This window comes from Pseudoalteromonas galatheae (genome assembly GCF_005886105.2).
Lineage (GTDB): Bacteria > Pseudomonadota > Gammaproteobacteria > Enterobacterales > Alteromonadaceae > Pseudoalteromonas > Pseudoalteromonas galatheae.
In genome coordinates, this window is sequence record NZ_PNCO02000001.1 from 1,710,700 (window position 1) to 1,736,203 (window position 25,504).

A 25,504-nucleotide genomic window follows, 5' to 3' on the forward strand; every position below is an offset into this window, starting at 1 on the left:
CAATATGTCCAATACTAGACGGTATCGGACATTAATAAAAAGTTTACCGTATTTTCTATTGAGCTATGGTTTAGCTTTTTATAGTATGTGGTTGAATTTGTAATTTGAAGTATCGACATATGGAATTTGTAAGACCGCTAGAACCAATCTTGATAATTGATGACGCTGTTGAGATCAGAGATTTTCTGACACAGATTTTGGAGAACTTAGGGTTTGAAGAAGTTTATGGTTGTGAAGACTTTGACTCCGCAAAGCCGCTACTAAAGCATAAGCAGCCCAGTGTTGTCTTTTTAGATATTGAGCTTCCCGATACAGATGGTACCGAGATCCTATCCTACATTAACGAAAACTTTCCAGTGTCTCATGTCATCATGTGCTCTGGCCATAATAGTATGGAGAATGTTCAAAATACTTGGGAACTTGGTGCTAAAGGCTTTATCGCTAAACCTTTCAATGCACACAAAGTGGATTCGGTAATGAAGCGTTTAGAGCTGGTTACATGAATGAAGAAATAAAGAAACTTACCGATGCGCTTTCTACCGTTATTTTAGAAAAGCCTGAACAAGTAAAACTCGCTATCTGCAGTCTTTTGTGCCGAGGTCATCTGCTAATTGAGGATTTGCCTGGTATGGGTAAGACGACGCTGTCTCATTCTCTTGCCGACGTGCTAGGTCTGACATATCGTCGAGTGCAATTTACTAGCGATCTACTCCCAGCTGATATTACAGGTACTTCCATTTTTAACCGTGAAAATCAGTCATTCGAATTCCATCCTGGTCCTATTTTCAGCCAAGTTTTACTGGCCGATGAAATCAACCGCGCAAGTCCAAAGACGCAAAGCGCCTTATTGGAATCCATGGAAGAACACCAAGTAACCATTGATGGCGTGAGCCATGAACTCCCTAGCCCATTTTTTGTGATTGCAACGCAAAATCCTCAGCATCAATCTGGCACGCATCCATTGCCAGAATCGCAACTAGACCGCTTTTTTATGCGTATAAGCTTGGGATACCCTTCGGAAATAGCAGAAGCACAGTTAATTAAATTAGCTGGAAAAGCGAGAAAACTGACTCAAGCACCGCAAGTGATCGATGGCAAAACACTTTTGGCGTATCAGCAAGTTGTGCCCAATATTGTGCTAAGTGACGCCATTATTGATTATATCCTTCGCTTAGTTAACTACACACGCAGCTCAGGTCAATTTAGTGACCCTTTATCGCCAAGAGCTAGTATCGCGCTTGCAGCCGCAAGTCGTGCATATGCGTTTATTAGTGGTCGAGATTTCGTCATACCCGATGATGTTCAAGCCGTTTTCACTTCAGTCTGTGCCCATCGACTTGGCGTCACCACAACTAATGAAGCAGAAGTTCAGACGCAGGTCTTTCAAAACGTACCGGTACATTAAGCATGATTAACCGCTTGAAACGGAAAGTTCAGCAGCATATTTATAAACGACATCAACGTTCAGAAATACGGTTATCTCATAATAATATCTACATACTGCCATCTAAGGATGGCGGTTTTTTTATCGCTGTGGCTTTGCTTAATTTCATATTGGGGATCAACTATCAGAATAATCTGATACTTGCAGTGTCCTACATTATGGCTGTGATGATGATAGCCGCCCTATTTTTAGGTTTTTTCAACCTGAACAATACAAATGTTCGGTATCTGGGTAGTAATGCTAATTTTAGCCCATATAGTTCATCTATTAGACTCAGTATTTCATCTGGCGCAGAGATCCAATCACTCAGACTATCAAGTGAATACAACCAAACGGCAACCCATATTTCGAAAGTAAGTGATGAAAAAGTTATCGAGTTAGCCGCCCCTGAATTACCTCGTGGTATATATGATACTGGGGTAATTAAAATTCTCAGCTACTTCCCATTTGGTCTTATTCGTACCTGGTCGTATATAAAACCACACGATGTTTTCTACGTTTACCCTACTCCATTATCCGTTATAAACACGGAGTTTAGCTACGGCAATGCATCAAATACCAGCCAAGGCATACAACAGAAAGAACGCTCAGCTGAATTTGACCATCTCGCACAATATCAAAAAGGCATGAGCTTGAGTCGTGTTTCTTGGAAGCATTACGCCAAGACGGAACAGATGTTAGTAAAACAAAACGCGCCAGAGTCTGCTGACTTACACCGCGTTATCTTTGACTATTCTAAGCTTTCTGGTAGCAAGGAAGAGCGCCTGAGCAAGCTCTGTAGTATGGTACTTGACGCCGATAAGCAACAAACAAGTTATGCTCTGTTACTTCAACAAAACAGGATCCCCTTCGGTCAAGGTGAAGCTCATAAACAATGTTGTTTGGAGGCGTTAAGTGAATTCTAGCTTTCCAAAATGGTACTACAGCACGTCATTCTTCTTATGGTTGTTGAGCATTATTCTTGTCGATGATTTTGGTATCGGCTTTGTCGGATTATGTACCGTTTTAACACTGTGGCAAGCATCAAGATTAGTGACTAAGCCAAACATGTTAAGCATTCGCTTTATTAACTTGGTCACTTTACTCGGCGCTATTGCGACGGCCTCATTAATAGGTCTAAAAAACAGCGTGAATGTTTTTGTGGCTCTGATGTTGGTTGCATCGCTGCTTAAGCAAATTCACGCTACGCAAGCTCGCCAATTTACACAAATATGTATTTTGAATTTTTTTACTTACCCGTGCTTATTTCTTTTTACACAAAGTATATTTGCTGCATTTTTGGTATTAATTTTGTTGGCAGTTAATTTAGCTATCATGCTTAATCTTGAGCAAAACCTAAGGTTCAAATCTGCGCTTAAGGTAAGTGCAAAGGGATTGGTATTGGTGCTGCCTGTGGCTACTTTATTAGTCGTTTTTTTACCAAAACTCCCAGCATTTTGGCAGTTACCTGCACCGCAGAATCAAGCAAAAACAGGGTTATCTGAGAATGTAGATCCTTTTAATATCGCAAACCTATCCCAATCCAGCGACTTGGTATTTAGGGCATCATTTGAAAACACTCAACAAACTGGACCTTTCTATTGGCGTGCGATTATTCACGATGAATTTGACGGACGACAATGGAAAGTTTCTGAGTATCAAGGTACCAATATTAGAGCATTACCCAATGAAGCGACTGGTAAAGCGACTATTATTGCTCAGCCTAGTCAACTTCCTTGGTTATACGGCCTAGCATACTCGTATTCGAGAAGCGCTAAGTTAAATAGTAACGTATTTGGTACGGTTTATTTAAAAAAACTATCGGCAAAACCTGTCGAGTATCAAATCGATTTCACTGATTTTGAGCCACAAGATTCGTTGAGACCCTGGTATTACAGGCGCAACACCGCATTACCTGACGGCATTAATCAACAGGCAAGACAACTGGCGCGCGATTGGGATAGCCAATCGACAACAACGAGCCAATTCATTGAATTAATGCAGCGCTATTTTTTGCAAAATGGTTTCGTCTATACCTTAACACCAACTACAACCCAATCGGACGATAGAATTGATGACTTTCTATTTAACTCGTTTAATGGATTTTGTGGTCACTATGCCTCCGCAGCTGCATTTTTGCTACGAAGCGCGGATATCCCTGCTCGCTTAGTATCAGGTTATTTGGGCGGTGAAAAAAATGACAATCAAGGCTATTACAGCATTTATCAATATGACGCACATGCTTGGGTTGAGTATTTCACACCAGGAGTTGGCTGGCAGCGCTTAGATCCAACTGCTTGGATTGCTCCAGAAAGAATGACAGGAAGTCTTTCTCAATTAGAGCAATTATCAAGCGAGTTTAAAAGTGGTTTAGGCTACAGCTTAATTGGACTGTCTAATTGGCAGTCTATTAACTGGTTACGATTACAGCTTGAAGAACTAGACTATCAGTGGACTCGTGTCGTTATTAATTTTGATAAAGAAAAACAAGGTGCATTGTTTAAGGAATGGTTCGGTAGCAGTGGCCAACTTTGGGCGGGAATATTCTCACTGTTTATGCTGCTTTTGGTTTCAATCGCATTATTTTACCTCAGTAAGCGGTTCACTCAGCATAAACGCCCTATCGAACTTGTCTATTACAATGCTATAGTGTCCGATTTCAAAGAGCAGCTAAGTGGCACAACGGCGAAGCAGCATATTGCTGAGTTGTCTAAGTTATTTCCTGAATTAGAAGTATCACTTTGGCAGTTTTATCAGTTAATTGAAAAGTCACAGTATCAACAGAAACCACTCACCAAATTTGAGCTTAGTGAGTTGAAGATGTTGTACAAATCAATAAAAAGAAAGGCAAGAAAATAGTATGAATGCTGTTATTTTGGGCGTCTTGCTCATGTTGGGGTTAACCCTATGTAGAATAAATGTGATTGTCGCTATGACCGTCAGTGCAATGGCAGCAGGTTTAGTGGCCGGTTTGGATTTGAAGACAACCTTAAACGCCTTCAATGATGGCTTATCTGGAGGAGCAGAAATAGCTCTGAGCTATGCCATGTTAGGTGGGTTTGCAGTTGCTATTTCAAAGTCTGGCTTGACGCAAATACTCGCGCAAAAGCTTCTTAGATTAGTTAATGCCAATGATAGTGAAGGCTCAACTTTCTTAAGCATGTTTATAATGGTCATTATTTTGGCTTGCTCAATTGCGTCACAAAACCTTGTGCCTGTCCACATTGCGTTTATTCCGATCCTCATTCCGCCGCTATTAGTCGTACTGAACAAGCTGACGATAGACCGCCGTGCGATTGCATGTATTTTAACGTTTGGCTTAGCGACCAGTTATATGGTGTTGCCGTATGGATTCGGTGGCATTTACCTTTACTCTATTTTGCATAAAAACCTAGTAGACAATGGTTTAGAATTGGTTAAGTTTGACGTGCCTTATGCTATGGTGATCCCTGCGCTTGGTATGTTGATAGGACTGTTGGTTGCCGTTTTCATTACTTATCGTAAAAAGCGAGTTTATGAAATGAGTCAACAGCAAAGTACTCAATCAAGCACGGTACCTGAAGGCCAAGAAGCAACTAAAGTGATGATCGTCGGCGGCGCAGCAGTGTTGGCTTCTCTCATTGCGCAAAATATCAGTGGCTCAATGATATTAGGTGGGCTTGTTGGCGTGATGATTTTTAGCCTCTTTGGTATCGTGAAATGGGAACAAAACTCCGATGTTTTCAGCAAAGGCGTAGCGATGATGGCCATGATAGGTTTTATCATGATCTCTGCTCAAGGCTTTGCCTCTGTCATGAAAGCAACGGGCGATGTGACAAGTTTAGTAGCAAGTTGTGCCGATTTTGTTGGCGATAATAAACCACTTGCTGCAGCAATGATTCTACTTGTTGGTTTACTTATTACCATGGGAATTGGCAGTTCATTTTCAACCGTGCCAATCATTGCCACGCTATTTGTACCTTTGTCTCTAGAAGTTGGTTTTTCGGCTATGGCGACCGCAGCCTTGGTGGGAACAGCGGGAGCACTGGGTGATGCGGGCTCCCCAGCGTCAGATTCTACACTTGGACCAACCTCAGGACTTAATGCCGATGGACAGCATGATCATATCTGGGATTCCGTAGTACCAACGTTTATTCACTTCAACATCCCTCTATTATGCTTTGGCTGGATAGCCGCAATGGTGCTATAGACTTCTTATAAATCGGAAGGTACCAAGCCCGTCAGCTTTGGTACCTTTAGCTCATCTCCCTTGTTGCTTTTATGAGACCAATAATTATAAGAGTTTAACCAATTCAATTAAGCGAAACCTCCAATTATTGAAACTTACACCTATGCTGAGTGAGTCGCTCTCTTTTGAACACCTTATATCGCTTGTTTGCGAGTACAAAATGCCCTCTCAAAAGACTTTATTAGCGACTATCAAATTGCAGAAAGTGGTCTACACTCTGATAAAGAATGATAATTAGCTAAGGTACTAACATAGATGATAAACCCGAGTACAGAAAAGCGATATGTTCAGTGATAGAAAAAAGTTATTTTATACAAAAAGCTGGTGATTGCTTTTAGCAAAAAAGTTGAGTTTGAAACGATTAAGGTTTTGGTTGCCTCTGCATTAAATAATTTTAAACTTGAGAAAGCCAAAGCTACAGATGCCCTTTCGACACTAATTGATAATTCTTTTCTGTTAGAAAGATTTAATGCGCTAATACAGGGGTAGCTATGAGTGTACCTATCATATTGGTTGATGATGAAATTGATATTCTAAAGTCACTAAAGCGCACTTTGCGTTTACTACATTATGAAGTTATATATACCGAGGACCCCAAACAAGCGCTAAGTTTGATAAAGGAGCACAAACCTCAAGTACTGATCACTGACTTCAAAATGCCTAGTATGAATGGTCAGGAGCTTATTCAGGAAGCAAAAAAGCATGATCCTAATATAGAATGCATCGTCCTTAGTGGGCAAGCTGACTATAATGATATGAAGTCACTAATCAACGCTAACAATACCTTTAAATTTTTATCCAAGCCTTGGAATAATGAAGAGCTTTACACAACGGTTGAAGCGGCACTCACTAATCATCACAAAAACGAATTAAAAACCCAGATATTGCGCAGCAATAATACGCCTTTAGTGGAAGTTAATAGCATTGGTAATGTTATTGACTGCAATTACGCCTACACAGAATTAGTTTTAAACGAACTAAATAAAGGTAATTTTTTTCAACTGTTTAATTTTGAAAGTGATAAATGTCTTGATGACTTTGCTGAACGCAGAATTGCAACACTAACAAGCTCTAGGGTACTATGCCAAGTTGAGCTCAAGCTAAAAACAGAGTCAAGCTACTTACTTATCATCAAGCCCCTTTCCAACCAGCAGGATCAATACCCTAATTTCTATCAGAGCAAACTTAGCTTTCTAGAGCATATTAATCGCACTGATAATTCTGTCATGATCTGTCTTAAAATTCGTGACTTGCTTGTTAAGAATATTATTTCTAATACCCCGATATATTCAGATACTTTAAAGAAAATAATAGATTATGCGTTACTAAGTGAAACGACTCGTTTTTCTATGCTTGAAATCAGTTTTGATCAAGCAATATTTTGGTTAGATTCAGTACAAAGTGAAATTGAAGTTCATAAATTTTTAGATGAGCTGATCGACTCAATTAAGCAGTTCTTCGTTCGCAAAAATATCCAAATCAAATTTGCCGCCTCTTATACTATGATTGAGCCCAAGCAGCCACTGTCGGAGGCGATAGACCGCCTAGTGATCTATACCCAATTCGTCTGTGAATCTCGGACTGACTTCTACATGCGTTATTCACAATCGCTGCTTTCAGAGAAGCTAAATGAGCATAAAGTGTCTGAAGCATTATTCAACGCTGTCGATAATGGTGAATTTTATCTAAGGTTTCAACCAAAACTCAGTTTAAAAGAACATTCGATCAATAGCTGCGAAGTGTTGATCCGTTGGAAGAACAGCCAGTTTGGCGCTAACTCACCGGATTATTTTATTCCGTTGGCAGAAAAAGACGGACAAATAGTTAAAATAGGAAATTGGGTGCTAGAGCAAACGTGTATCGCACTGTCTGAGTGGCGAAAAGAGGCGCTTAATATTAAAAAAGTTGCAGTGAATATTTCACCTTATCAACTCTCCGACCCTGACTTTGTGCAAACCATGTATTCAATTATCAAAAAGTATTCACTTCAACCAAAGCAATTTGAATTAGAAATCACCGAGAATTTTGTTTTGGAAAACCTCGAGCAAGCTAAGGCTAAATTAATACAGTTAAAAGAAATCGGATTCTCTATTGCTATTGATGATTTTGGCAGAGGGTATTCCTCTTTGGGTTATATTTCAAAGTTGCCAGTAGATGTTATTAAGATTGACAAAAGTCTGATAGAAAATATCGACAGTTCCAAATCGGCTCGTGATCTTGTCCAAAATGTCATTCGATTAGTTCATGACCTTGGATTAAAAGTTGTTGCTGAAGGGATAGAGACCGTCGAGCAGCTTGAAATTTTAGAGCAGTTACAATGTGACGAAGTACAGGGATATCTAATCGGAAAACCTGTTTTGTTTGAGGAGCTTACTCACTATGTCTATTAAAAACCAAGTACCACGGATTGTACTCGTTGATGACGATGAGTTAATGTTGAAGTCGCTCTACCGTCACTTCAATATAAGTATGGAAGGTGCAGATATATTGACCTTCTCATCCCCTAAACAATTTATTGAATCCCTAGATACGTTAACTAGCATCGATATCTTAGTTAGCGACTACCTTATGCCGGCAATTAATGGTGTTGAATTAATCAATATTGTGAGACGTCGCTATCCGCAAGTCCTCACCGTATTGTTAACCGGTGATACTACAGGAAAAGTACTGTGTAAGTCGTCAATTTCCGCGACCTTTATCGTAGCTAAGCCATTTAGAAGAGAAGAATTTGATGATGTTATTACTGCATTTTATCGACTCTGTGAGTTGCCATTAAGTGAGTCTATAAAGCAGGCGTTAAATGAAACTTTCATCCAAAACGAATTGCCTATTTTGCTAAGTAGAATTGAGGATATTGATTTAGATTTTCATAAGCTTGAAGCGATGCTTGAACAAGAAGTCCTCATTCAAGCTAAGTTATTCCACTTATGTAACAGTGCTTATGTCGGGTTATCGACAAAGCAATACTCCTTGTCTACCGCAATAAAGACACTCGGTGTGGACTTAGTTTCCGCAATTATTGTCTCTGCGTGTTATCACAATATGGTCGCAGCCAGATACAATATCGTAAACTGTGAGCAGTTAAGTGATATTAACTTTAGAAAGGTTAAGTTACTAAAAGAATTGGTACAAAAACGACGTGATTCATCAGTTGACACCGAGCGTATTGTTTTTATTCAATCTCTATTATTTCTTGGTGAGTTGGGCTCAGAAATAGTCCAGCTTATAACTGAAAACCAATGCCACTCCCCAGGGGGCTGCTATACAGAGAAATTACATATGGCCCTCTACACCGCTACCTTAATAGGCTACGAGTCAGCCATCACTGATGAACTGTATGCACTCATTGAAGCCTTAGAAACGGGAACCTCAGATAGTAATACCACTACATTGTTGTTGCTTACAGATACAATTACCAATAAGGAAGTGAATCAAGGCGTCATCGACATGTTTTGTGATCAAAAGGGCCTAGATTGGTTGGAGCTTTTCTATGAACTCAGAAGTAAATACTTTAGCTAGTTATAACATACTGATTTTAGACGATGAACTGTCTGTACTTAACGCATTAAAGCGACTTATAAGTCTGCCGCTAGTAGAAGTTGTCTGTTTTGACAATCCGTTTGAAGCACTTGAGTATTTAGACTCGCACCCTGTTCAGGTTATTATCTCCGATTTTAGAATGCCAATTATGAATGGCGGAAATTTTCTAAAACGAGCCAAAGAAATACGCCCAGGTGCAGTAAGCTTGATTCTCAGTGGTTATACTGACTCCGACATACTTATTGATATGATAAATAGCAAGGTTGCACATAAGTTTTTGTGTAAACCATGGGAGAACGACAAATTACTCGCAGAAGTCAACGCAGCAATAGATGTGTACAACCACAACTATTTTAAAACAGTGTTGCAAGAACAACTTAAAAAGCGTGATTGCCCTCGGGTCTTAATCAATAATGAAGGTCTAGTTGTCGAACATAATCTCAGTCACGATATAGAATCTCAGATACTTGCTGAATTTTCGGCATGCTTTAGTGGTAACGGTATCTACCACACCCCTCTTGGTGTTTTAAGATGTGAGATCCGTAGTAATCCAAAAGACGAAGAGTTCTATTTGATCACTATTGAAAAGGTTGATGTTGCAGATGAAATAAACATCTATGAAGTGATCAATGAGCTTCTATTGTGCTACTCGATAAACCCTTTTTTAACTTACTATGCGTTGCCAACCTGCGAGCTCACCTCAGCGAAACTCGCTGCTGCGGCCCATGAAGTTTTTAGAAACTATAAAATACTACCTTCACCTACACATCATTATCTGTTCGTACTGGATAACATTGAAAATTCTTTATTGCCAAGAAAACAAATAGAACTAGAAATTCAGCTGGAAAAGTTACTCAATACTGCACTGCCTCACGAAATACAAAGTAACACGACTCAGCTTACCGAATTTTTAATTAATGGGGAGTGAGCGTGGATACTTTTGCAAAAGTCGAATTAACACAGGATTTAGTCGAATCAAGTTTTCCACTCGCTGACCTCAACACCCTGCTCACTTCTCTATCAAACTATTTTGATGTACCAATTACTTTGGTTACCGTCATTGAAGGTCAATGGCAACACCTAATCGCCAAGCATGGGATTCTTGTTGATAAAACACCAGAACAAGATGCTTTTTGTAAGCGCTTAATCAAGCATAACAAATCACTACTGATTCCAGATACTTCCTTAGATGAAAACTATGCAAATAATCCTCTTGTTACTGGTGAACCTCACATTCGCTCATATTTGGGTGTGCCTTTTCGGATCGATGGCAAACCAATTGGTGGTGTATGTCTAATCGATACCAAACCAAAGAATTATGCCGAGCGAGATATTCATTTGCTCGAGACAATTAGCGGCCTGATCACCACTATTTTGGAGCTACAAAAAAATTACTCGCTGTACCTTGAGGATCAAGAGCTAATCCGCTTTTCACCAATCGTATTAATAAAATGGAAGTACAATAATGGGCTTCACATTCGTACCGTATCTCCTAACATTGAGCGCGTCATTGGTATTGACACTTTTAACTTATGCTCTGGTGAAATACATTTTGAAGATTTACTTACTGAATCAAGCGTTGAGAAGTTTCATTTTAACTTGCAAAACCATTTAGCTGGTTTAGAAGCGTCTGAAATTTTGCTAGAGATGGAACTGGATTCAAAACAGATCTGGATCCGAATGATCACGGTGGCGCATTTTAACCACGAAGGCAGAATGACGAGTATCCAAGCCTTTATTACCGAAAATACCGCACAAAAGTATACTGAAGACAAGCTCAATGAAACAAACCGGCAGATGCGTTTGTTATTAGAAGCTTCAGAACTTGGAACATGGGATTGGAATATTCCAGCAGATATAAACAAAGTAAATAAAAAGTGGTGTGATATGCTTGGGATCGAATTTGAATATGTCGAAACCAGCGTTAATTATTTCCGTCAGCTTATTCACCCAACCGACCGTAGTCATGTAGAAACAAATCTAGCTCAGCACCTACAGGGGCTAACTGATGCCTACACCACTTCTTATAGAATGAAACATGCTGATGGACACTGGGTATGGATTGAAACCTATGGCAAAGTGGTTGAGCGTGATAATAGCGGTAGAGCACTACGTCTTGCTGGAACTCACCGTGATATTACCGACCGAATGGAAGCCCAGCTACAAGAACGCAAGCAAAAGCAGTTGCTGTCGTTTATCAGTAAGGCACAGTCAGCCTATTTAAAGACGGGTGATCTTTCTAAATCATGCCGTGAAATTCTAGAAGAGCTCATTGACATTGCTGATAGTCAATTTGCGTTGATCGGCGAACTTGAACATTCCGCTGGTGTACCTAGGCTTTTTATCCATGCAATTTCGGAGATGCAGTGGAATGATCTAAGCTCTCAACTGGTTCAGCGATATTATGATAATGACCTCTATTTTACTGATTTTAATAATTTATTTGGTTCGGTTATCCTAACGAGAGAGACCGTCATTAGTAATGAACGAGGTAAACATCCTGCATCGAAAGGTACGCCAAAAGGACACCCTAGGATCTCTAAGTTTTTAGGGCTACCGATAAAGCTCAATGGTGAGTTAATCGGTATGATTGGGCTTGCGAATAAGTTTTTTGACTATACCGAAGAAGATGCACAATTCTTACAACCACTAGTCGACTCTCTAGCGGGTTTATACTATGCGGTTAAACTCGATAAAGAGCGCCAGGAAGCGGAAAACAAGCTGCTTGAGCTTGCGATGACCGACACCTTATCGGGCCTGCCCAACCGACGTGCCTTTATGGAAAAAGCCGCCGAAGTTGGTGAGATTTCCTTCCCCTATTTAATTGGTATGGTAGATATCGATAACTTTAAGTCTATTAATGATACCTACGGTCACGATGCTGGTGACAAAGCCATTAAGCTGATTGCTCACACTATAAAGGACGCGCTACGCAGTGATGATTTTACCGCGAGAATGGGAGGTGAGGAGTTTGCATTTGTGTTACTTGATGCTACATACGGATCGTCTAGTTCGCTGATTGAAACCATAAGAAAGTCAATATCTGACTTAGAAATTACCTTGTCAGAAGAAAAAAGCATCCATCTCACGGTTAGTATTGGTGTAAAAGCAGTACTTCCCGAGATGGAAAAAATGTCTATTACTGGACATCTAAACGATGCTGACAAAGCATTGTACGAGGCTAAACACACAGGCAAAAACAAGGTAGTTTGGTTTAAATAATCAATATATTAACTCCACCGCTTTGAACTAACAGATAATGACTAACCAAAAAAGTGACCTATTTTTCTTTAATGAGTTAAGTTCGAGAAGGAAGGTTTGATTACATCTTCCTATATTCTTTAACTGCTGCAGATATCATAAATTTTTAATTTATCAGTATGATGTGTTCTTTATGTAATATTAAATATAGGGCTTAGCCCTATATTTGCTTCATAGATAGATTATTAAAGATAAAACTAGCTATCAAAGCCATTTAGCATCTTGTCACAAACCACAGGAGTTGGCCTATGATTGTCATCCACGGCAACAAAGGTAAAACTGCCTGTAATTGCTAAGTGTTTATCATCTTTGTGCATTCTTTCGAGGTAAATTTCAACATCAACCTTTAAGCTAGTATTACCAACATGCACCACTTTCGATACTAATTCCGCAAAAGTACCTGCCGGAATTGCCTCTTTGAAATCAACTCGGTCTGAAGAGATCGTTACCAAGGGTTTGCGACAAAAACGCGTTGCAGCAATAAAGGCAACTTCGTCCATCCAAGCCAGAGCGTCACCACCAAATAAGGTGTTGTGATGGTTAGTACGGCCCGGGAATACAGTCTTTGTTACGTGTGTGATTGAGCTTTTAATGCGTTGCTCAACGATGGCTTGTCTTTGTTCATCTGTCATTTTTGTACTGCTTTATCCGCTAGTGTATCATTCATAAGTAGAGCTGGGTCGAGTCGCTCCCCGAACCAATTAAAGCGCCAATCCAAATGCGGGCCTGTTACCCTACCCGTTGCGCCAATTTCTGCGATTTTATCGCCTGTTTTTACTGTATCACCAACTTCAACGCCCAGTTTACTCAGGTGGATATACGTAGAAGTAATTCCATGACCGTGGTCAATAATCAAAGTGCCGCCACTGTAGTAAAGATCTGGATTTGCAAACACCACTTTACCCGATACCGGCGCTAAGACTGGTTCACCGGTTTTATTTGCGATATCCAAACCAAAGTGTGGGCGTCTTGGCTCACCATTAAAATATCTTTGACTACCATAAACGCCTGAAATACGGCCCTTCGCAGGTCTAAAAACAGGGTCTTTAAAGAATAATAAATCCGAATTACCTTGCCTTGCTTTTGATACGGCTTGTGCTTCTTCACGTATGCGCTTTAGCACCGACTCTGGTGGCGAAACATACTTCTTAGCAACACCTGTGATCTTGTCTATATCGTAATCTCGTTTCGTGATCACTATCGCTTGGCGATGCTTTTGGCCATCATCAGATTGCCAACTCAAAGTATGGTTAAGTTCTGCGTCACGGCCAAAACCAAACACAAAATAGCCATCTTTAGAGCGCTTTAATTTGGTCTCGTTTAGTTTTATCTCAGTTGCATTTTCAAGCTTGCCGACGACTAAGCCACCTTGTGTAAGGTTACCTTTTAATTCAAGCGCCTCAGCAAATAATGTAGTGCTCGCAAGCAATATGACAATTGCACGTTTAAGCATACGCAATCGCTCCTTTTCCAACCCCTTCGTACGCCCTTACTTCAACCTTATCATGTGGGTTTTGCAGCTTTATTTGGCCAGCAAGATACTCCGCAATACATTCAACTGTTGTATCACAAGGTAATATATCGCAACGTGATTTGCTGACCGCCAACTCAAAATATCCCTGCGACGAGGTATACGCGAACGCATAATCTTTATCTTGAGCGGTTACATACTTAAGCAAACTAGGATCAATTAAATCTTCTTCACTACCAAGATAAATATCTTGCCATTTATCCGCCCATTGTTTTTGTAATCTAGGCATGCTGATATCATTTAGCTTCACACCAATCAATGAGCGGTGACCATGAATAATACGTTGACAGTTACCATCGTGTTTCTTTAAGCCATGGCTATAGTGATAATAGAAGCCTGTAGCGGCCTCTGGGCGCAGTGTTATATCTAAATCTTTCACGTTTTCAGGCATATGCGGCATAATAACAGACTTAAGGTAAGCGATTGCATTGGCTTCATTGATTTCATCCCCTTCCACTACACAGACCGCTTCTTCCGGTGCATTCATGGCTAAGTGATTTCCATCAAATTGCATATCAAATCCAAATCGGCCTTCACTGTGCTTTGCATTACACACAAGCCCGCTGGGTACCGCTAATTTATGGTCCAGCTTTTCATCAATAATACGTTTGATTTGCTTTTTAACTTTTGCAAAGTCTAACACCATAGACTCTTCGTTTAGCTCACCATGCAACATAATATCGGTGATCCAACTTTCACCTACCGCACCACGACGTGGGCAAAGGTACGAAAAATCAATTACGGTCAAAGAGTCAACAAAAAGGAGCATAGATCACCTAAAATAGCCTGCTAAAAAATCATCCCAGATTATAATGATTTTCACATTATAAATCGCCCCTAATTGGAACTGATTTGCATTTAATCTCTTCAATTTTTTGAAATTTAATCAAATAGACATATCTTTAGCTCAAAATTTACAAGTCTCCGTACGCTTTTTAACTGTTCGGAGTTGTTTAGCGTACATCTGTACGCTAAAGTAGCGTCAATTTGCAAGCTAAGAAGAAGATTTATGGAACCGAAGAACAGCTATACAAAAGAAGAACTTATTTTATGTGGTCGCGGAGAAATGTTTGGTGAAGGCAACTGCCGCCTACCTAGCGACAACATGTTAATGATGGATCGCATCGTTCAAATTAATGATGACGGTGGTGAGCATGGTAAAGGTCAAATTATTGCTGAACTCGACATCAATCCTGATCTGTGGTTCTTCGATTGCCACTTTAAAGGTGATCCAGTAATGCCTGGTTGTTTAGGTCTGGATGCAATGTGGCAATTAGTTGGCTTCTTCCTTGGCTGGTCTGGTGGTCCTGGTCTTGGCCGTGCACTCGGTGTGGGCGAAGTAAAGTTTACGGGTCAAATCTTACCAACTGCTAAAAAAGTGACTTATCGCATTGAAATGAAGCGCGTTATCAAACGTAAGCTATTTATGGGTCTAGCAGATGGTATCGTCGAAGTTGATGGTCGTGTGATCTATGAAGCAAAAGATTTGAAAGTAGGTCTTTTCCAAGATACCAGCGCATTTTAACTTTTTAGCTATTATCGTTTAATAGCTTTAAAAACACACAAAGCCCCATTTGGGGCTTTGCTCTCCTAAAATTCGGTATCAGGTTTTAAAGATGTTGCGATTATCCATCGCTTCTCGCCATCCGCCTAACCATTCTGATCTGTGTTCTACTTGTTGATAGGGACAATTTTCTTTCGACCGACCGGCTAATCCTGCCTTAAATCCTTGTGAATGTGCTCTTTCTAAACGGTCTCTTTTCTGTCTCTTCATAGGTAATATCCTCACCTTTTTCTCGTTCAGCATTAGCGTTTCTAATACTGCGTAGTTCAAACTTAAGCGAACGTCACTCAAAACGAAGATAGTGACTTACGATGTAATGACAATTCGTACTAACAATTTAAATTAAAGATTTTATTGAGAAAAGTTAAACACGAGCGACATCGTATATTATACAGATGCGCTACTTACCGATGAGATTTGGCCAAACCCATACCTTCAATAAATCACATCTCAGCGAGTCATGCAACGATCAGAAATGTAATTCTTGTACAGCTGAGCACAAAAAGCATAATTATTTTACTTTTATATAGATATCTAGATATTCAAGACTTAAATTATTGGTTGATGATCTTGTTTTTCTATATTTCTCTGTAAAAAAACATTCATAATATAGTAATAAAAAGAGGCTGGACGAATCCAACCTCTTTTCAATAACTTGAGTTTTTAAATCGAGCAAAGCTCAATTAAGCAGTACTATCTTAGCTTGCTTTAATAACCTCTACACCACCCATATATGGTTTTAGTGCATCAGGCACAATAATTGATCCATCTGCCTGCTGGTAGTTTTCTAAAATCGCAACTAGAGTACGACCTACCGCTAAACCAGAACCATTAAGAGTATGAAGTAGTTCTGGCTTCTTCTCACCACTACGGCGGAAACGCGCTTGCATACGGCGCGCTTGGAAGTCCCACATGTTTGAACAGGAAGAAATTTCTCTGTAGGTATTTTGCGCTGGTAACCAAACTTCCAAATCGTACGTTTTCGTCGCACCGAAACCCATGTCTCCAGTACAAAGCACCACTTTTCTGTAAGGTAAGCCAAGTCGCTGTAAAATTTGTTCAGCGTGACCTGTTAACTCTTCAAGCGCTGCCATAGAATCTTCAGGTTTTACAAGCTGGACAAGTTCAACTTTATCAAACTGGTGTTGACGGATAAGTCCGCGCGTATCACGACCGTAGCTACCTGCTTCGCTTCTAAAACAAGGCGTGTGCGCCGTCATCTTAATCGGCAGCTCTTTTTCGTCATAAATAACGTCACGAGCGCAGTTCGTTAACGGTACTTCTGCTGTTGGAATTAGACTAAAGCCATCTTGGTCTTCAGATAATGCTTCTGTATGGAATAAATCTTCTGCAAACTTAGGAAGTTGACCCGTGCCAAACAAGCTCGCTTTATTTACAAGATATGGTACATACATTTCTGTATAACCATTTTGCTCAGTGTGAGTATTCAGCATCAGTTGGACAAGTGCTCTATGCATACGTGCTACGCCACCGCGCATCACTGTAAAGCGAGAACCACTTAGCTTAACACCAGTTTCGAAATCGAGGCCCTTATCAAGCGCTTCACCAAGGTCAACATGATCTTTAACTTCAAAATCAAACTGCTTTGGTTCACCCCAAGTGCTTATTTCAACATTTTCTGATTCATCAGCACCTGCTGGTACCTCTTCAGCAGGAAGGTTTGGCAACGACATTGCGTAGTCATTAAGTTCAGCAAGAATTTTATCCTGCTCTTCTTTTGCCGCACTTAATTGGTCGCCCAAGTTTGCAACAGCATCTAGTAAAGGTTGAACGTCTTCCCCTTTCGCTTTAGCTTGACCAATCGCTTTGGAGGAACTGTTACGCTCACTCTGTAATTCCTGAGTTTTGGTTTGTAGCGCTTTGCGCTTTTCTTCTAATTCGGTGATCTTAGCAACATCGAGTTCAAAACCACGCTTTTTCAAACGCGCAGCGGCTTCCTCGATGTCTTGACGAAAGTATTTAGAATCTAACATTGTTTTTTTAACCTTTTTGCATGATGAGGCAGAGACCAACCCAGGCCATAAAGATACACGCCACCACGTTTAATGTGACGTTAAACGCCATTTTCATATATTGCCCTTGTTGAAGTAACAACAAGGAATCCATTGAGAATGTAGAAAAAGTAGTCAGCGCACCTAAAAAGCCAATACCTATCAACGTTTTAGATGGAGAAGCTGAAATAACTTCTTTTTCAATTAAACCGTAAAGCACACCCATCAATAATGAACCAAGAATATTAACGATCAACGTCCCAAAAGGGAATCCCTTACCTAAGAGTTTTATCGACATATCGCTGATAAAAAAGCGTAACATTGCACCAAACGCTCCACCTAGCGCGATTGTGAGATAATTTATCAGCATCGCTACTTGTACCTCTTGGTGCTACTTTGTGCATTTTGCGCCTGTAGATAGTTAAGCTTGTCAGCTATTTGTTTCTCAAGTCCCCTGTCTGTCGGATGATAATATTGTCGCTCTTGAATGGCTTCTGGAAAGTAATTTTCTCCAGCTGCAAACGCGCCGGGTTCATTATGTGCATAACGGTATTCTTCGCCAAAACCCAGCTCTTTCATTAGTTTTGTCGGTGCATTTCTGAGATGTTCAGGTACGGGGTAATTCGGATCACTTGCAGCATCGCGTTTAGCTTGATTGAACGCCATGTAGACCGCATTACTTTTCGGCGCACTTGCAAGATAAAGCGTTGCCTGTGCTATCGCACGCTCTCCTTCGCTTGGCCCAACACGATGAAATATATCCCAAGCATTTAACGCAACTTGCATCGCTCTTGGGTCTGCATTGCCGATATCTTCGGTGGCGATCGCCAGTAATCGCCGTGCAACATAGAGCGGATCGCCTCCGCCTGCTAATATTTTGCAATACCAATAAAGTGCTGCATCTGGTGCGCTGCCGCGAACTGACTTATGAAACGCTGAGATTAGATCGTAGTATAAGTCGCCCTTATTGTCATAACTTGATAATTGGCTGGGCAACACTTGTTTTAGTACAAGTTCATTCACCAAATGAGTGTTTGAGTTTGGCTCAAAACTTAAGTCAACCGCCTGTTCTAGTAGATTAAGCGCCTTTCTCGCATCTCCCGAAGCGGCTTTGGCGATAAGTTCAAGTGCGCTGTCATCAATGTTGATGGTTAATTTCGACAGTTGTTCATCACGTGACAACGCGTCTTTAAGTACTTGACCTAATTCATCCTCTACAAGTGATTGCAGAGTATAAACACGCGCGCGAGACAAGATCGCATTATTTAGTGCAAAAGATGGGTTTTCAGTGGTCGCGCCAATAAAAATAAAGGTGCCATCTTCAATATGAGGTAAAAAACCGTCTTGCTGGGATTTATTAAAGCGATGTACTTCATCAACAAATAACAGCGTACGTCTACCAAACTGAGCTAATCGATTTTTAGCATCGACGACTGCTTCACGAACCTCTTTAATTCCCGCGCTAACAGCGGAAAGCTTAATAAGCTCTGCATCCGCATAGTTGGCAATGATCTCAGCAAGGGTGGTTTTACCCACTCCGGGTGGCCCCCAAAGGATTAGGCTATGACAGCGTCCAGATTCAATTGCACGATAAAGTACAGAACCCTTAGACAAAATATGGCTCTGCCCAACATAATGCTCTAACGAGGTTGGCCGCATTCTTGCGGCCAACGGTCGTACATCTGGTGTGAAATCAAACCCTAAACTAGTCACTGCCTCTTTGGTCGTCTACGACCACTCCTTGTGGAATTGTAAACTCAAACAAACTCTCTTTTACTGGCGCATTGACTTTGCTTTCCTTAAAGCTAAAAGTAGATACTTGACCTGAAATATCATTCACTTTCAATAGCGCTAAGCCGTCGTTTTTATCATCAAAACGCAGTGTTAATTGCTCTACCTGCGAGTCTACTTTGTTTTTTGGCGTGATCAGATATTCTTGACCATTAAGTGCTACATTGTACTTCAACCATTGACTGTCCTCTTGGGTCGTAAGTAGCACAAATGGCGTAGTATCAATAAGTTTAGTCGTATCTAGGATGGTCACTTGCTCAGCAAACGTATCGTAGTAATAGGTTGTTGCTCCGCTTGATACAAATAAAGTGTCATCCGGCATCTCTTGTTGCCAGCGGATTTTTAATGGCTGCGCTAAGGTTATCGCCCCTTCACCGGTTTGCAACTCATTGCCATCTTGATCTTTAACGATTTGCTCAAACTTACCTTGAAAACTGGTTAATTCAGCCAGTCTTCCTTTTAGACTTTGCATCGCAGCCTCATCAGCCCACACAGGCTGAATAAAAAGGTTTGATAGTACCGTTAGCAATGCAATTTGCTTAAATTTTTTCATTAATTGGCTCCACCTTTTACCAATACATCTCGTGCACCATTGTGACCAGGAGCGCTTACCACTCCCGACATTTCCATTTGCTCAACTAATCGAGCGGCACGGTTATAACCAACTCTTAACTTACGTTGTACACTCGAAACAGACACTTTGCCTGTTTCAATAACAAACCCAACGGCTTCATCATAAAGTGGGTCAGACTCTTCATCCCCACCTTCCGGTGCTTCGCCTGGTAGTAAAATATCCTCAGTTGCTTCACCGCATAGAATTTCTTCTACGTAGTTTGGTTTACCTCTTGCTTTCCAGTCACTCACTACCGCATGCACTTCATGATCGTCAACAAACGCGCCATGTACACGAACCGGAACACTCGTTCCTGGCGGCAGATAGAGCATGTCACCCATACCCAACAGGTTTTCTGCGCCTTGTTGGTCTAGGATTGTACGTGAATCAATCTTACTTGATACTTGGAACGCCATTCGCGTTGGTATATTCGCTTTGATCAAACCCGTAATGACATCCACTGATGGGCGCTGTGTTGCCAGCACTAAATGTATGCCTGCCGCTCGTGCTTTTTGTGCAATACGTGCAATTAACTCTTCTACTTTTTTACCAACAATCATCATCATGTCGGCAAATTCATCTATAACGACCACGATACTCGGTAATTTATCTAGCTCTTGTGGTTCATCCGCCATACCGTCTGTATCTTTAAAGAGTGGATCTAAAATTGGGTGACCCGCTTCTTTAGCGTCTTTAATCTTTTGATTGTAGCCTTTAAGGTTACGGACACCGAGTGCAGACATCAGCTTGTAACGGCGTTCCATTTCCCCCACACACCAACGTAGCGCGTTTGCTGCCTCTTTCATATCGGTAACCACTTCACACAATAAGTGCGGGATACCTTCGTAGACTGAAAGTTCGAGCATTTTCGGATCTATCATGATCATTCGCACATCTTCTGGTGGCGACTTATATAACAAGCTTAAGATCATGACATTAACGCCCACTGACTTACCAGAGCCTGTTGTTCCAGCCACCAGCAGGTGCGGCATTTTGGCTAAATCAGCAACGACCGGCTGGCCTGCGATATCTTTACCAAGCACCATAGTCAAAGGAGATGGATTTTGTTCAAACTTAGGAGCATCTATCACTTCGGACAAACGTACGATTTCGCGGTGTTTGTTAGGCAACTCTAAACCCACATACGTCTTGCCTGGGATAACCTCAACTACACGCACACTAACTGCAGATAATGAACGTGCCAAGTCCTTTGCTAAGCCGGTGATCTTGGCCACTTTAATGCCCGGCGCGAGATCTAACTCAAAACGCGTAACGACAGGGCCTGGATACACACCTACTACTTGAGCCTGAACATTGAAATCTAATAGCTTGGTTTCAACTAACCGCGAGACCTGATCTAGCTCTTCTTGCGAAATTGGATTTTTAGCCTTGTCTGGCCTATCCAACAGATCTAATGAAGGCAATGGATCCGCAGGTGGTTGAGCTTCTAGAAGCGCTTCAAATTGCTCTTTAGCGCTTGGTGGAGGCTGATAACCATTGGCCGTCTTTTCAGGTGCTTTAGGCTTAAGAGGCCTTGCCGGAGAAACCACTTTGGTTTCATGCACTGGTGCTTCATCCAAGGCATTTAAAGCCGCGACAGTATCCAGTGGCTCATCTTCTATTGCAGAAAAGTTGATTTCTTGCTCTAGAATATCATCTAGCTCATCGAACACCGACGGCTCTTTCTTCTCTTGTAGATCAGAGTGCGGTGCAGACGAAGTTTGAGGTGTAGATTCAGTACTCGTTTTGCGGAACAATTTATCTTTTAATTTGCCTAGTCCACTGGGTTCTTCTTCAGCATCGAAATCTATATTAGTTTCTGTATCAGTTTGTTGCTGGAGAGCCTGCTCGAGATCATCTTTTCGCTCGGTAGCTGTTATTGGAGTCTCAGTTTCTAGTTTATCCGTGCTGATGCCAGCGGTCTCAGGTTTCTGTGAAATTGGCTGCGTTTGCTCTATATTGCGCTCAGCTGTCAGTCTATCACGTAACCATCTACAGCCGGCAAGGACCTTTTCACCCAAATAATCTACGAATTCAACCCAAGACACACCGGTAAGTAATGTCATTCCTGCAAAGAAAAAGCACAGTAACAGTATAGAGGTACCAGTAAAGTTAAAGGCAGGCATCATGGCCCCTGCAACAACATCGCCAACTACCCCACCAGATGAGAAATTATAGATATCATCAAAGTTGATACTGCTGATTGCACTTGCAGAGGTGATAAACAGTGTTGCGCCAATAAGACGTAAGCCAAGTGTGGTGTAGTCTAATTGCAGTAGCTTATGCGGCTTTTTAAATAGTAAGTAACCAAGAAACTGCAGCGCCGCTGGGATCAAAAACGCCAGCCAACCGAAACTCAGTAGCATAATGTCCGCCAGCCAAGCTCCGGCAGCACCAGTTATGTTGTTTACTTTTATGTACTCACCGGATTGAGTCCAAGCAGGATCGGCTGGGTCGAAACTTATCAACGCACACAACATAAATATTGCTGCAGCCGTGCTTACAATCAAACCTGTCTCTAAGAGGCGTTGCACACCATTTAAGCGCATTGTAATTAAACCTTTTTTCTGTTTCTTTTCCGGGCAATTAAAGCCCAAAACGTCAGCAAATTAGTGATTTGCGTTAGTATTGCTGTATATACTTACACCTTACCAAGAAATACCTCAAGGTGCACAAGGTTTTATTACTTCTCCCTCTTCTCCTTTTACTTCTTCCATGACCACAAAAGTTCGACTTTCACTGATGTTTGGCAGTTTAAGTAAAATTTCTCCTAACACTCCGCGATATTCGGACATATCGGTCACTCGTGTTTTCAATAAATAGTCGAAACTACCGGACACAAGATGACATTCAATAATTTCGTCATGCTGCTTTACTGCTTGATTAAATCTATCGAATACATCAGGCGAATTTTTATTCACTGTAACTTCAACAAACACCAAAAGCCCCTGTCCAAGCTTAGCAGGATCGACTACGGCTTTATAACCGCGAATAAATCCTTCTCGCTCCAGCTTTTTAACGCGCTCTAAGCAAGGCGTCGCGCTTAATCCGATGCGTTTCGCTAATTCAACATTAGAAATTCTGCCATCTTTCTGAAGTTCTACTAAAATCTTTCTGTCGATCCTGTCTAGTTGTTGATACATAGTGTAGTTTTTTATCCTGAACGATTCGTTAATTTAGAGTATATCACTACACTTAGATATTAAAACAGTGAGACACACTGGCTATAGGTAAATATAATAGTCAAAAATTTTACCCCGTTCTTATTTTGAGGCGAATATTATGATTATTGGTGTACCTAAAGAGATAAAAAACCACGAATACCGCGTTGGTATGGTTCCTGCGAGCGTTCGTGAACTAATCAATCACGGTCACGAAGTCGTTGTTGAGACAAATGCTGGTATTGGCATTGGTTTTACTGACGAAGATTATGTTCAAGTTGGTGCTAAAGTTTTAGACACGGCGGCAGACGTTTTTGCTACTGCTGATATGATTGTTAAAGTAAAAGAGCCTCAAGCTGTTGAGCGCGCGATGCTACGTGAAGACCAAATTCTATTCACTTACCTTCACCTAGCACCAGACCTTCCACAAACAGAAGATCTTGTAAAAAGTGGTGCTATCTGTATCGCGTACGAAACAGTAACTGATGCACGTGGTGGTCTTCCACTGCTAGCACCAATGTCAGAAGTTGCTGGTCGAATGTCAATTCAAGCTGGTGCTCAAGCGCTTGAAAAGTCACGTGAAGGCCGTGGTATGCTGCTAGGTGGTGTGCCGGGCGTTGAACCAGCTAAAGTTGTTGTGATCGGCGGTGGTATGGTTGGCCGTAACGCAGCGCAAATGGCTGTAGGTCTAGGCGCAGACGTAACTATTCTTGACCGTAGCATTGATGTGCTACGCTCTTTGAATGCACAGTTCGGTAGCCAAGCTAAAGTTATTTACTCAACGGCTGATGCACTTGAAAAACACGTACTTGAAGCAGACCTTGTGATTGGTGGTGTACTAATTCCTGGTGCAGCAGCTCCTAAGCTTGTAACTGCAGAACACATCAAAGCGATGAAGCCTGGTGCTGCTATCGTTGACGTTGCAATCGACCAAGGTGGCTGTATCGCGACTTCTAAAGCGACTACGCACGCAGATCCAACATACATTGTTGACGACGTAGTTCACTACTGTGTAGCGAACATGCCAGGTGCTGTACCTCGTACTTCAACGTTTGCACTTAACAATGCAACGCTTCCGTACATCATCAAGCTTGCAAACCTAGGCTACAAACAAGCACTATTAAATGACAAACACTTCATGGACGGCTTAAACGTTCTGAAAGGTCAGATAACGTGTAAAGAAGTGGCAGAAGGTTTCAACATGGAATATGTTGACCCGCGCGCAGCACTAGAAAATGCTTAATTTTGAATTTAAGTAGTAAAAAGGGCTTCACTTGAAGCCCTTTTTGTTTTGCTGTTACATCAATTCGTTTAAAAGACTAAATGGTATTAGTTTATCTCGAAATTCACTTCGATATCTTGAGTTAACGTAACGTCTTTTGTTTGATACAAGCCAAAATCTGCATCTATCGTTTCGGCATCATCTAAATGGCCTAAGCACGAATACCCTACTTTGTAATCTCCCGAACCAATAAATGCTATCTCATATTCACTCTCGGCATCTAAGTTTGCGGTTGCTACTGGCGCTGAATCTTCATCACTGATGTCGCCTGGCACTGCAACATCCGCTTTATAAAGATACACAACATGTTTGTACTCTCCGACTAGAGGAGCTAGATCTGCATTATCTGCTACACATGCATTTTTTACAGACTCGCTAACCATGCCCTCAATCTCAAAACTGGTTAATAGATTCTCCAAACGGACAGCTGTTGGTTTTAGATAAACCGTGTCATCATTTGTGCGCTTCAACAGCGCCTTATTCAAGTCAAACTCCAATACGATCTGGTTCTCACCTTCATTTAGCGAGAAATTATTGAGTTGGATTTCACCTACACCATCGTTACCTTTACGGGTTACGGCTAATGGTGCTTGACTACCATCTAAAAAACGCACGCTAGAAGTGAAATCAAAATTCGACCCAACACTGCCGTTTACAACATCGGCTCTGATCCACTCATAATCCCCAGCATCGATCTCTTGGTCGTTTACAACTAAATAGATATCATCACCCGTATACTCAAGCAGATTGATCTTCATTGGATTACCCTGTGCATCCAAGGTATCAAATGTCACATCTTCTTTTCCAGATGCTCTAAATGTCAGCCGTTGAATAACAAGGTTGACCTCAGCAAGATTATTCACAGCAGCATCTGAGACACCAACACTTACAGTGGTTTTTTGAGTTGGTTGTGAGGTGTTGTTGTCGTTTGAGTCAGAACCTGAACCGCCACCGCATGCAGCGAGTATCATCGCCGAGGCAATTGCTGTTAAAACTGGTTTGTGCATGATGTTTTCTCCTCTTCTAAGCATTAAAGAATAGGAATTGCGCCATGAATAAATAATTAATATAAACGCAACAATTTGAAATAGCTTCAAA

The 25,504-nt window shown here is 41.2% G+C and carries 22 protein-coding genes; 11 read left to right on the forward strand and 11 right to left on the reverse strand.

Annotated elements, in window-relative coordinates:
• Positions 1–119: 119 nt before the first annotated feature.
• From CWC29_RS07450 to CWC29_RS07490, 9 genes are all read left to right on the forward strand, one after another.
• Positions 120–503: a response regulator gene (locus tag CWC29_RS07450; protein WP_128728117.1), complete on the forward strand. Its 384-nt coding sequence runs from the start codon at positions 120–122 to the stop codon at positions 501–503.
• Positions 500–1,405, forward strand: coding sequence for an AAA family ATPase (locus CWC29_RS07455; protein ID WP_138524053.1), 906 nt, complete (start codon positions 500–502; stop codon positions 1,403–1,405). The genes CWC29_RS07450 and CWC29_RS07455 overlap by 4 nt, the downstream gene beginning before the upstream one ends.
• Positions 1,406–1,419: 14 nt before the next feature.
• Positions 1,420–2,349: a DUF58 domain-containing protein gene (locus CWC29_RS07460; RefSeq protein WP_235956543.1), complete on the forward strand. Its 930-nt coding sequence runs from the start codon at positions 1,420–1,422 to the stop codon at positions 2,347–2,349.
• Positions 2,339–4,282, forward strand: coding sequence for a transglutaminase family protein (locus tag CWC29_RS07465; protein ID WP_138524057.1), 1,944 nt, complete (start codon positions 2,339–2,341; stop codon positions 4,280–4,282). The genes CWC29_RS07460 and CWC29_RS07465 overlap by 11 nt, the downstream gene beginning before the upstream one ends.
• Before the next feature lies 1 nt (position 4,283).
• Complete coding sequence (locus CWC29_RS07470; protein WP_128728113.1) at positions 4,284–5,612, forward strand: Na+/H+ antiporter family protein; 1,329 nt, start codon at positions 4,284–4,286, stop codon at positions 5,610–5,612.
• A 530-nt stretch (positions 5,613–6,142) separates the two neighbouring features.
• Positions 6,143–8,041: an EAL domain-containing response regulator gene (locus tag CWC29_RS07475; protein WP_138524059.1), complete on the forward strand. Its 1,899-nt coding sequence runs from the start codon at positions 6,143–6,145 to the stop codon at positions 8,039–8,041.
• Positions 8,031–9,170 (forward strand): response regulator, encoded by a 1,140-nt coding sequence (locus tag CWC29_RS07480; protein ID WP_128728111.1) that lies wholly within the window; start codon positions 8,031–8,033, stop codon positions 9,168–9,170. Before CWC29_RS07475 ends, CWC29_RS07480 begins: the two co-directional genes overlap by 11 nt.
• Complete coding sequence (locus CWC29_RS07485) at positions 9,142–10,119, forward strand: response regulator (RefSeq protein ID WP_138524061.1); 978 nt, start codon at positions 9,142–9,144, stop codon at positions 10,117–10,119. Before CWC29_RS07480 ends, CWC29_RS07485 begins: the two co-directional genes overlap by 29 nt.
• Before the next feature lie 2 nt (positions 10,120–10,121).
• Entirely contained in the window at positions 10,122–12,413 is a 2,292-nt protein-coding gene (locus CWC29_RS07490) for a sensor domain-containing diguanylate cyclase (RefSeq protein ID WP_138524063.1), read from the forward strand.
• 236 nt (positions 12,414–12,649) lie between these two features.
• Here CWC29_RS07490 and CWC29_RS07495 read toward each other — a convergent pair whose 3' ends face one another.
• The 3 genes from CWC29_RS07495 to CWC29_RS07505 are packed head-to-tail and all read right to left on the reverse strand — an operon-like array spanning position 12,650 to position 14,752.
• Positions 12,650–13,084 (reverse strand): acyl-CoA thioesterase, encoded by a 435-nt coding sequence (locus CWC29_RS07495; RefSeq protein WP_010372783.1) that lies wholly within the window; start codon positions 13,082–13,084, stop codon positions 12,650–12,652.
• Positions 13,081–13,905: a M23 family metallopeptidase gene (locus CWC29_RS07500; RefSeq protein WP_138524065.1), complete on the reverse strand. Its 825-nt coding sequence runs from the start codon at positions 13,903–13,905 to the stop codon at positions 13,081–13,083. The genes CWC29_RS07495 and CWC29_RS07500 overlap by 4 nt, the downstream gene beginning before the upstream one ends.
• On the reverse strand, positions 13,898–14,752 hold the full coding sequence (locus CWC29_RS07505; RefSeq protein ID WP_138524067.1) for a 6-carboxytetrahydropterin synthase: 855 nt from the start codon (positions 14,750–14,752) through the stop codon (positions 13,898–13,900). Before CWC29_RS07505 ends, CWC29_RS07500 begins: the two co-directional genes overlap by 8 nt.
• 240 nt (positions 14,753–14,992) lie before the next feature.
• Here CWC29_RS07505 and fabA point away from each other — a divergent pair, with 240 nt between their 5' ends.
• Positions 14,993–15,508, forward strand: a complete 516-nt coding sequence (fabA, locus tag CWC29_RS07510; RefSeq protein ID WP_010372774.1) for a 3-hydroxyacyl-[acyl-carrier-protein] dehydratase FabA — start codon at positions 14,993–14,995, stop codon at positions 15,506–15,508.
• 78 nt (positions 15,509–15,586) lie between these two features.
• Here the strand turns inward: fabA and rmf are convergent, their stop codons facing one another.
• The 7 genes from rmf to lrp all read right to left on the reverse strand — a co-directional run bounded on the left by rmf (position 15,587) and on the right by lrp (position 23,106).
• A complete protein-coding gene (rmf, locus tag CWC29_RS07515; RefSeq protein WP_010372771.1) occupies positions 15,587–15,757 on the reverse strand; it encodes a ribosome modulation factor in 171 nt (56 codons plus the stop codon).
• Positions 15,758–16,245: 488 nt separating this feature from the next.
• Complete coding sequence (serS, locus tag CWC29_RS07520; protein WP_128728106.1) at positions 16,246–17,541, reverse strand: serine--tRNA ligase; 1,296 nt, start codon at positions 17,539–17,541, stop codon at positions 16,246–16,248.
• Between the two features lie 7 nt (positions 17,542–17,548).
• A complete protein-coding gene (gene crcB, locus CWC29_RS07525; protein WP_128728105.1) occupies positions 17,549–17,929 on the reverse strand; it encodes a fluoride efflux transporter CrcB in 381 nt (126 codons plus the stop codon).
• 2 nt (positions 17,930–17,931) lie between these two features.
• Positions 17,932–19,272 carry a replication-associated recombination protein A gene (locus tag CWC29_RS07530; protein ID WP_128728104.1) on the reverse strand — a complete coding sequence of 447 codons (1,341 nt, stop codon included), beginning with the start codon at positions 19,270–19,272 and terminating at the stop codon, positions 17,932–17,934.
• The gene (lolA, locus tag CWC29_RS07535; protein WP_128728103.1) at positions 19,265–19,903 is read right to left on the reverse strand and encodes an outer membrane lipoprotein chaperone LolA; all 639 of its coding nucleotides are present in this window, start codon (positions 19,901–19,903) and stop codon (positions 19,265–19,267) included. The genes CWC29_RS07530 and lolA overlap by 8 nt, the downstream gene beginning before the upstream one ends.
• Complete coding sequence (locus CWC29_RS07540) at positions 19,903–22,512, reverse strand: DNA translocase FtsK (RefSeq protein ID WP_128728102.1); 2,610 nt, start codon at positions 22,510–22,512, stop codon at positions 19,903–19,905. Before CWC29_RS07540 ends, lolA begins: the two co-directional genes overlap by 1 nt.
• A gap of 114 nt (positions 22,513–22,626) precedes the next feature.
• Complete coding sequence (gene lrp / locus CWC29_RS07545) at positions 22,627–23,106, reverse strand: leucine-responsive transcriptional regulator Lrp (protein ID WP_010372754.1); 480 nt, start codon at positions 23,104–23,106, stop codon at positions 22,627–22,629.
• Between the two features lie 139 nt (positions 23,107–23,245).
• On the opposite strand from lrp, the gene ald reads away from it, so the two are divergent.
• Positions 23,246–24,367 (forward strand): alanine dehydrogenase, encoded by a 1,122-nt coding sequence (gene ald / locus CWC29_RS07550; RefSeq protein ID WP_128728101.1) that lies wholly within the window; start codon positions 23,246–23,248, stop codon positions 24,365–24,367.
• 86 nt (positions 24,368–24,453) lie between these two features.
• On the opposite strand, the gene CWC29_RS07555 is transcribed toward ald, so the two are convergent.
• Entirely contained in the window at positions 24,454–25,413 is a 960-nt protein-coding gene (locus tag CWC29_RS07555) for a DUF4382 domain-containing protein (RefSeq protein WP_128728100.1), read from the reverse strand.
• Between the last annotated feature and the right edge of the window lie 91 nt (positions 25,414–25,504).